We start from the raw sequence: 8,153 nt of genomic DNA, 5'->3' as shown, positions 1-8,153 counted from the left end.
GATACAGTCAACGGTACAGCCATTTTCAAAGGGAAAATGTACCCAGTAGCGTCTTTTCAATTTTTTCTGAGAAGCTCCAGGCAGTAAGGGTTTTGTTAATTTTTTAGTATTTCTGTATGGGGGAAGTCCAGGTATATAGTTAGACTTCGACCATTTGGGAGAGGCAAACTATGATAGAGTATAATTTAGATGCCGCGCATAGCATTCTGTATATGCAACCTACATCTGCACTTGCGGCGGAAGATTTCATCAAGATTGCGGAGGCAGTGGACCCCCACATTGAAGCCACTGGTGGCCTTGCTGGCGTAATCATCGAAGTTCCCACGTTCACTGGTTGGGAGAGTTTTGGTGCCTTGGTTGCTCATTTCCGGCTGATACGCGACCATCACAAGTACGTCAGTAAGGTTGCAGTGGTGACTGATTCCACTCTGGTTAAACTGATTGAAAGTCTGGCTTCCCACTTTGTCGCCGCTGAAGTCAGGCAGTTCCCGTGGGGGGAAACTGAGGTAGCGACCCAATGGGTCTTGGGCGGCTCCTGATTCTCTGACAGTACAATAGACATCTCCAGCAATTAACCTCAATCTAGCCTGAATTTTGGAGGTGTCTAATACACGGTTAGACCGATGGAGACAGCTATGTTATATCAACGATGAAGCAAAGAATAGCTAATAGCATGATGTACCAGACAATTTTTTAATTTTCGCTGCGCTATACTGCCATTATTGAGATTAAACCAGCATTTATGAATCAATCCCCCCGCATTCTAGCACTGGATTTTGATGGTGTTCTTTGTGATGGCATGATCGAGTATTTTCAGATTAGCAAACGCACCTATGAAACCCTTTGGCCGGAAATAATTCCCGAGGATTTTTTCCCTAGTTTTTCGCAACTTCGTCCCGTTATCGAAACCGGTTGGGAAATGCCTTTACTGTTGCGATCGCTTGTTCTCGGTATTCCCGACGGGGAAGCTTTAAATAATTGGCCGTCAATTCGGCAAAATCTGCTAGAAAGGGAGAAAATAGCGAAAAAAGTTCTCTCAAATGCCCTCGATGGTCTTAGGGATCGATGGATTGAGTCGGATCTAGAGTCTTGGTTAGCCTTACATCAATTTTATCAACCCGCGATCGATCGCCTGGCCTCTTTTTTAGACTCGGATTTTTTGGTTTATATCATCACTACAAAAGAAAGCCGTTTTGTCAAGCGATTGTTACAAAAAGTAGCAATTAATTTTCCGGCAGCGAGATTAATTGGCAAGGAAATTAAACAGCCGAAATACCTGACTATTCAGCAAATACTGGCTGATTTACCGGAATCCCCCGCTAATTTGTGGTTTGTCGAGGATCGTCTCGATGCGTTGGAATTAGTACAGCAACAAGCAGATTTAAACGATGTGGGCTTATATTTAGCCGATTGGGGATATAATACGGCTCAAATGCGCCAAAAAGTTGCTCAAGATACCCGTATTAAGCTGTTATCCCTAGCTCAATTTGCGGCAGACTTTACCCACTGGCAGAGTCGGTGACGAGGAATATGACACTGATAACTGATAACTGATAACTGATGCTGCTATACTAAAAAGCGTAGTCGTTATGAGTTGCATTTACGGTTATGACTGTCGAGAATTTAGTCATTATTGGTTCGGGACCCGCGGGATATACGGCGGCGATTTATGCGGCGCGTGCGAACTTAAAACCCTTGATGTTTGAGGGTTTCCAAGCGGGAGGCATTCCGGGGGGACAATTGATGACCACCACAGAAGTAGAAAATTTCCCCGGTTTTCCCGAAGGAATCACCGGTCCGAAGCTCATGGAAAGAATGAAGGAACAGGCCGAAAGATGGGGGACCCAATGCTATACCGAAGATGTTATCTCGGTGGATTTAAGTCAGCGTCCTTTTACCATTCGTTCCACGGACCGGGAAGTTAAGGCCAATAGTATTATTATCGCCACGGGAGCCACTGCCAAACGCTTAGGATTACCCAGCGAGGCCCAATTCTGGAGTAACGGGATTTCCGCTTGTGCTATCTGTGACGGTGCTACACCGATATTTAGAGAGGAAAACCTCGCTGTGATTGGTGGCGGTGACTCGGCGGCAGAAGAAGCCGTATATTTAACTAAATACGGCTCTCACGTCCATTTATTGATACGCGGGGAAGCGATGCGTGCCTCGAAAGCAATGCAGGACCGGGTGTTAAATAATCCGAAAGTTACCGTTCATTTTCACACCCAAGCAGTGGATGTGTTCGGTACAGGCAGTAAAATGGCAGGATTACGCATTAAAAACTCGCAAACGGGAGAAATCAGCGAATTAGCCGTTAGAGGGTTATTTTATGCCGTCGGTCACACTCCCAATACTTCCCTATTCCAAGGACAACTAGAATTAGACGAGGTGGGTTATGTGAAAGTCAAACCGGGGACTGTTGCTACCAGCGTCGAGGGGGTTTTTGCCGCAGGAGATGTGCAGGACCACGAATACCGTCAGGCAATCACTGCCGCAGGTACGGGGTGTATGGCGGCGTTATTGGCAGAAAGATGGTTATCGGAGCATAATTTAATCCAAGAATACCGTCAATCAGCCACTTCTGAACATTACGAGACAAAAACCGTTAGCGAAACCCCGGCCGATACGGAGGAAACTTTTGATATTCACAAAACCCGTCACGTTGGGGGTTATGCTCTGCGGAAATTATTCCACGATGGCGATCGCTTGTTAATGGTCAAATATGTTTCTCCCACCTGTGGCCCCTGTAAAACCCTGAAACCGATTTTAGATAAAGTGGTCGATGAGTACGATGGCAAAATTTATTTTGTGGAAATTGACATCGAAGCTGACCCGGAAATTGCCAAAATGGGTCAAGTAACTGGGACTCCCACGGTACAATTCTTTAAGGACCGGGAATTAGTCAAGGAAATGCGCGGAGTCAAACAAAAAAGCGATTTTCGTCAAGTAATTGAGAGTTATCAATAATCAGTTATCAGGAGTCAGGAGTCAGGAGTCAGGAGTCGGTCGTTAGGAGATAGGGTGATAGGGTTTTGGGGTGATAGGGTGATAGGGTGATAGGGAAATTTCATCCAAATGCTCCACTCCCCCACTCCCCCACTTCCCCACTTCCCCACTTCCCCACACCCCACACCCCACAACCCACTTCCCCACTTCCCCACTCCCCAACACCCCACACCCCACACCCCACACCCCACACCCTACACCCTATGCTAGAGGCCTTACAATTTGATTTTATGCGCCATGCGATTGCCGCAGGAATATTAGTTAGTATTGCCTGTGGGATTGTGGGTACTTTGGTAGTAGTTAATCGCGTGGTTTTTATCAGTGGTGGAATCGCTCACGCTGCCTATGGAGGGATAGGAATCGGTTATTTTTTCGGGATTAATCCCCTGGTGGGGGCGATATTTTTTACCTTTTTTTCGGCTTTAGGCATGGGTTTTTTACAGCGTCGCATCCGGGAGAGAGCCGATACTTTAATCGGGGTTATGTGGGCGATTGGTATGGCGATTGGGGTAATTTTTATTGATTTAACCCCCGGTTATAAAGCTGATTTAATGAGTTATCTTTTCGGTAGTATTTTAACTGTACCGAGGGATGATTTATGGATAATGGCGGGCATAGATATATTAATTATCACCTTAGTTAGTATCTTTTATAAAGAGTTGTTAGCCATATCTTTTGATGAAACCTTTGCGATTATTCGCAATATTCCCGTGGAGATAATTTACTTAGGTTTAATGGGAATAACCGCTTTAACTATTGTGGCAGTAATGCAGGTGGTAGGATTAATTATGGTAATTGCTTTATTAACTATTCCCGCCGCTATCAGTGGACAATTTGTTAAAAATATGAAGGGAATGATGATCCTAGCGATTATTTTAGGAATTGTCTTTACTTTAGTGGGTTTGTGGTTATCCTATAGTTTAAATCTCACCTCAGGGGCGACAATTATTTTAGTGGCAGGATTGGGCTATTTAATCAGTCTTACTTGGAAACCTTTCATCCTAACTATCACCAGAAAAATATCTAATCTTTAAGGCTCTCCCCTAGTTGTGGTGATCAGAAAAAGTTATCTAGGGGAGGGTGAAGGCAATTCACCCCCACATTGCCCCACATTAGTTGTTCTCTAGAGGCCGATGGGATAGTCTTACCAATTATAACCCTAAACGCTGCTTTTGGCGGGCTTTATAGGAGGCTAACAGCCAGATAGAACCAGAAATCAAAGAAGGAGCAAGGACGAAAAAAGTGGCCATGGTTACGGGATGTTCCCGGCCCCACACCCAATAGATCATCACGGCAAAAATCAAGCCACAGTAAGCTAGTCCTAGAAAGGGGATGCCAATAACTAAAATGGCGAATCGAGTCTCTTTATCCATAAAATATCGGGATGGCAGCGAAAATTTAGCTGATGGGTTCCGTTTGTCCCTATCTTTAGTTATAATCTTCCTTCTGGGATTGCTTGCGGAAAAATAAGGTATTTTTTAGAATTAGGCGCTGATTATTGGGAGGCCTTCCTTGTCGAAAGAAAGATTAGATTTATTATTAGTAGCCAAAAATCTCTGTGATTCCCGTCAACAGGCACAGCGATTAATTCGCGCTGGAGAGGTGAAAGTCAATCACCAAATCATTGATAAACCGGCCACAGAAATCGATCCAGAAGCGGTGATCGAGGTTAAGCAGAAACTGCCCTATTTGTCAAGGGGGGGCGAAAAATTAGCTAAGGCCTTAGAATTGTTTGCCATCGATGTCCGCGATCGCATTTGTTTAGATGGAGGCATTTCCACGGGGGGATTTACCGATTGTCTCTTGCAAAAAGGAGCAAAACGGGTTTATGGGGTCGATGTGGGTTATGGACAAGTGGCCTGGAGTTTACGGCAGGATCAACGAGTTATGTTACTAGAAAGAACTAATTTTCGCTATTTAACCCCAGAAAAGTTATACGGACAGGAAAAACCCGCCGATTTAGCAGTTATGGATCTGTCTTTTATTTCCCTGACCAAAGTTTTACCGACCCTGTGGACGCTATTAAATCCACCGCGAGAGGCGATTTTATTGGTCAAACCCCAATTCGAGGTGGGACGGGAAAAAGTCGGCAAAAAAGGGGTAGTTCGCGACCACCAAGACCAAGCGGGGGCGATTTTTCAGGTTTTACAGGCCGCCGCAGTCTTAGGATGGTTCTATCGGGGTTTAACTTGGTCTCCCATTACCGGACCTGCGGGTAATGTGGAGTATCTTCTCTGGTTGTCCACCGATACTGGCCAAGTTAGTCCCAGTTTAGCAGCGATCGCAGAAATTACGCAAGCAGCGATCGAACAGTTTTAAACTAGGTATTTTCTCAAGGAAGCGGGAAGTGGGGGAGATTTTCAGAAAACCCTTGACAAATGGCGAGACTTGCTTTATACTTCATGTATAGTGGGAATCCGTGCGCCCATATATATAGGGTTTTTGAGCAAAGATAAGAGAGAAAAAAATACACTCAAAAATCGGGTTGGGTAGGAAGAGGATAAAGGTATGAAGACGGAAATTTTCTCTCCCCGACAAGGATTAAACAAAGCATTTCTGAGAGTCAAACCGAATCTTTGTCAGGTAGAGAAGTTTCAAGTATTCTTACATACAAAAACGATGATCGGGGAGTTCAATGTATTGGAAAATGGGAGAGATAACCCGCAAAAATTATTGTTAAATCATGTTAAGTCCCGTAGAAACGATTAAAATTCTCGAAAATCATCCCGATCGCACTTTTCCAGCTGGTGAAGTTATTTTTGCCGATGGCACGGAGGGCGAGTTAATGTACGGTATTCTTAGCGGAGAAGTGGAGATGTATATCAAGGGACAATTGATAGAAACTCTAGAAAAAGGGGATGTATTCGGAGCAGGAGCGCTCCTGCATGGGGATAAACTGCGAGAATCCACAGCTATTGCCAAAACTGATTGTAAATTAGCCTATCTCAATCAACCGCAGTTTTTATTTGCCGTGCAGGAAACTCCCATGTTTGCGATCGAAGTGTTAAGAAGTTATTCCGATCGCTTTCGCAAGTTGAAAAAAATCTTCACCGGTGAAGCATAGAGGAGCAAAGGAAAGCCATCCCCTGAAAACTATTGACCGAAAATCTCACCGATAGTTAAACGGGAACCATTGACCAAATCCCCACCAGAACGCGGTGATTTTCCCGATAATTGCACTTCTTTTAATAATAATAAACCCTCACCCGTCTGCACTACCGGCCCGAAATTTTTCCAGAGAGCCACGATCGCTCCCACTTCTCCGCTTAGATGAGAAAGGTCTTTTGTCTGTAATTCTCGAGGAAGTTGACCGAGATCCTCTAGGGGAATAGTGGCCATCACTTTTAGGGGTTGTCCCCGTAAAGTGGTCAGCGCATGAGGATAAAAACCCCGGACTCGATCGTGAATTCTCCGGCCCGAATCTTGCCAGTTGATTAGATAGTCAGATTTTTGAATTAAAGGGGCATAGGTGGCATCGTCGTTATTTTGAGGAATTGGGGTAATTTCTGCTCGATCGAGCTTAGAGAGGGTTTCTAGGAGCAAATCCGCCCCCATTTGTCCTAGGGTTGCTCCCACCTGTTCGGCATTGTCAAAAAGAGCGATCGGGGTGTAGGCTTTCAGTAGCATCGGTCCGGTATCCATGCCCGCATCCATTAACATGGTGGTAATGCCGGTTTCTTTTTCTCCCCTAGCGATGCACCACTGCACGGGGGCTGCTCCCCGATATTTCGGTAAAATTGAGCCATGAACGTTAATACAGCCTAATCTCGGCATCTCTAGAATTTCTGGGGAGAGAATTTGTCCGTAGGCAACCACCACAAAGGCATCCACCCGCGATTGTCTGAGAAAATCTAAGGTTCGAGCGTTTTTTTTGACACTTTTGGGCTGCAAAACCGGTATTTGCTGTTCTATGGCTATTTGTTTCACCGGTGAGGGGATTAATTGATTGCCCCTTCCCCGGCGCTTGTCCGGTTGGGTAACGACGGCAATTACTTCTATATCGGGATTGGCTAATAATTTTTTTAGGGTGGGAACAGCAAAAGTCGGGGTTCCGAAAAAAACAATACGCATGGGAGAGGGGGGATTTTTCAGTTATCAGTGAGCAGTAATCAGTGAATGTCCACCGAGTTATTAACGGCTAACTATGCCAGACCATTGAATTTTTTTGGCTTTTTCCCGACGATAGGAGAAAAAATGATCCTCTTGTTGATAGGTACAAAAAGGAGCGATCGCAATTTGTTCATCCCGAATTCCTAACTGTTGTAGTTGATGATAAATCACCCGTCGCACGTCTAAGCGCACTTTTCCTTTTTCCTCGTCAGCAAATAAGGGGGAGGGGGACAGGTTCAATAAATTCGCCAGAATTTGGTCGGGATTGGTTTCTTGGGGGAATAAACTTAAACCCACTTCTACGGCAACTTCTGCCTCTACTTGATACACTTCCCCGGCAATTGCCGGCCCCAGGGCCAGCACTAAGTTATCTAAACAACTACCTGAGTTTAATAACTGCTTTACTGCTTTGGGAACTATCCTTTTGGCCGTCCCTCTCCATCCAGAATGAATCGCCACCCCAACACCAGTAGAGCGATCGCCTATTAGTACGGGCGTACAGTCAGCACTGGCCACCCAAATCCCTTGACCGGAAGCATCGGTGATAATTCCATCCGCTTCGACAATTTCCGGGTTAGTAATCCCTTGGGGATTTAATAGGCGATCGCCATGTACCTGTTTGACCCGATAAACCGGTACATTTGCCCCCAGAGCAGCCGTAAAAGCTTCCGGGGTTTGGGGGTAATAATGACGGGTAAAAAAGCCGTGGGACCAGTCCTCTAGGAGATTACAGGTAAGATAGGGCAATCCTTGCCATATTTGCCATTGCCACAGAGAAGTCTCGGTTAATCGGACATCGATCGCTACATTGGTCACAGTCTAAACCTCTCTTGCTGCATTAATACCTCGTTCTTTCCTATCCTAGTTCTGAGCTTGGCAAACGGCAACCGGAAGATTATTTAGGGTCTGCTGAAAAAGTTTTTCCTAGGGGCAGGGTGTAGGGTGTGGGGTGTGGGGTGTGGGGTTTTACCGATTTTGAGGGGGTCAATTACCTAATTTTCAGGGAAAAAGTCCCTGAATTTCCCCCTGATCACTCC

The 8,153-nt window shown here is 45.4% G+C and carries 10 protein-coding genes; 7 read left to right on the top strand and 3 right to left on the bottom strand.

From position 1 onward, the window contains the following. The first annotated feature begins 170 nt into the window (after nt 1-170). The 4 genes from O9332_RS10990 to O9332_RS10975 all read left to right on the top strand — a co-directional run bounded on the left by O9332_RS10990 (nt 171) and on the right by O9332_RS10975 (nt 4,040). Nucleotides 171-539 (top strand): SpoIIAA family protein, encoded by a 369-nt coding sequence (locus tag O9332_RS10990; protein WP_288025461.1) that lies wholly within the window; start codon nt 171-173, stop codon nt 537-539. A gap of 203 nt (nt 540-742) precedes the next feature. Continuing rightward, entirely contained in the window at nt 743-1,522 is a 780-nt protein-coding gene (locus O9332_RS10985) for an HAD family hydrolase (protein WP_288025460.1), read from the top strand. Nucleotides 1,523-1,608: 86 nt separating this feature from the next. Beyond that, entirely contained in the window at nt 1,609-2,967 is a 1,359-nt protein-coding gene (gene trxB, locus O9332_RS10980; protein WP_002759688.1) for a thioredoxin-disulfide reductase, read from the top strand. Between the two features lie 242 nt (nt 2,968-3,209). Next, the gene (locus O9332_RS10975; RefSeq protein WP_002759687.1) at nt 3,210-4,040 is read left to right on the top strand and encodes a metal ABC transporter permease; all 831 of its coding nucleotides are present in this window, start codon (nt 3,210-3,212) and stop codon (nt 4,038-4,040) included. A gap of 117 nt (nt 4,041-4,157) precedes the next feature. Here the strand turns inward: O9332_RS10975 and O9332_RS10970 are convergent, their stop codons facing one another. Then, nucleotides 4,158-4,379, bottom strand: a complete 222-nt coding sequence (locus O9332_RS10970; protein ID WP_002759686.1) for a hypothetical protein — start codon at nt 4,377-4,379, stop codon at nt 4,158-4,160. Nucleotides 4,380-4,518: 139 nt separating this feature from the next. Here O9332_RS10970 and O9332_RS10965 point away from each other — a divergent pair, with 139 nt between their 5' ends. From O9332_RS10965 to O9332_RS10955, 3 genes are all read left to right on the top strand, one after another. Further along, nucleotides 4,519-5,325 (top strand): TlyA family RNA methyltransferase, encoded by an 807-nt coding sequence (locus O9332_RS10965; RefSeq protein WP_002759685.1) that lies wholly within the window; start codon nt 4,519-4,521, stop codon nt 5,323-5,325. A 189-nt stretch (nt 5,326-5,514) separates the two neighbouring features. Continuing rightward, a complete protein-coding gene (locus tag O9332_RS10960) occupies nt 5,515-5,715 on the top strand; it encodes a hypothetical protein (RefSeq protein ID WP_002759684.1) in 201 nt (66 codons plus the stop codon). Next, the gene (locus O9332_RS10955; RefSeq protein ID WP_002759683.1) at nt 5,690-6,070 is read left to right on the top strand and encodes a cyclic nucleotide-binding domain-containing protein; all 381 of its coding nucleotides are present in this window, start codon (nt 5,690-5,692) and stop codon (nt 6,068-6,070) included. The genes O9332_RS10960 and O9332_RS10955 overlap by 26 nt, the downstream gene beginning before the upstream one ends. Nucleotides 6,071-6,099: 29 nt before the next feature. Here O9332_RS10955 and fmt read toward each other — a convergent pair whose 3' ends face one another. Both fmt and pgeF read right to left on the bottom strand, forming a co-directional pair. Then, entirely contained in the window at nt 6,100-7,077 is a 978-nt protein-coding gene (gene fmt, locus O9332_RS10950; protein ID WP_288025458.1) for a methionyl-tRNA formyltransferase, read from the bottom strand. Nucleotides 7,078-7,137: 60 nt separating this feature from the next. After that, complete coding sequence (gene pgeF, locus O9332_RS10945; RefSeq protein WP_002759681.1) at nt 7,138-7,932, bottom strand: peptidoglycan editing factor PgeF; 795 nt, start codon at nt 7,930-7,932, stop codon at nt 7,138-7,140. Between the last annotated feature and the right edge of the window lie 221 nt (nt 7,933-8,153).

The sequence above is a fragment of the Microcystis sp. LE19-10.1B genome (assembly GCF_027530565.1).
Taxonomy (GTDB): Bacteria; Cyanobacteriota; Cyanobacteriia; order Cyanobacteriales; family Microcystaceae; genus Microcystis; species Microcystis aeruginosa.
This window is presented reverse-complemented; position numbering and strand designations above follow the sequence as displayed.

Coding starts and splice junctions, on each gene's coding strand:
- O9332_RS10990 (WP_288025461.1), top strand. CDS start 171: ATGATAGAGTATAATTTAGATGCCGCGCATAGCATTCTGTATATGCAA.
- O9332_RS10985 (WP_288025460.1), top strand. CDS start 743: ATGAATCAATCCCCCCGCATTCTAGCACTGGATTTTGATGGTGTTCTT.
- trxB (WP_002759688.1), top strand. CDS start 1,609: ATGACTGTCGAGAATTTAGTCATTATTGGTTCGGGACCCGCGGGATAT.
- O9332_RS10975 (WP_002759687.1), top strand. CDS start 3,210: ATGCTAGAGGCCTTACAATTTGATTTTATGCGCCATGCGATTGCCGCA.
- O9332_RS10970 (WP_002759686.1), bottom strand. CDS start 4,379: ATGGATAAAGAGACTCGATTCGCCATTTTAGTTATTGGCATCCCCTTT.
- O9332_RS10960 (WP_002759684.1), top strand. CDS start 5,515: ATGAAGACGGAAATTTTCTCTCCCCGACAAGGATTAAACAAAGCATTT.
- O9332_RS10955 (WP_002759683.1), top strand. CDS start 5,690: ATGTTAAGTCCCGTAGAAACGATTAAAATTCTCGAAAATCATCCCGAT.
- fmt (WP_288025458.1), bottom strand. CDS start 7,077: ATGCGTATTGTTTTTTTCGGAACCCCGACTTTTGCTGTTCCCACCCTA.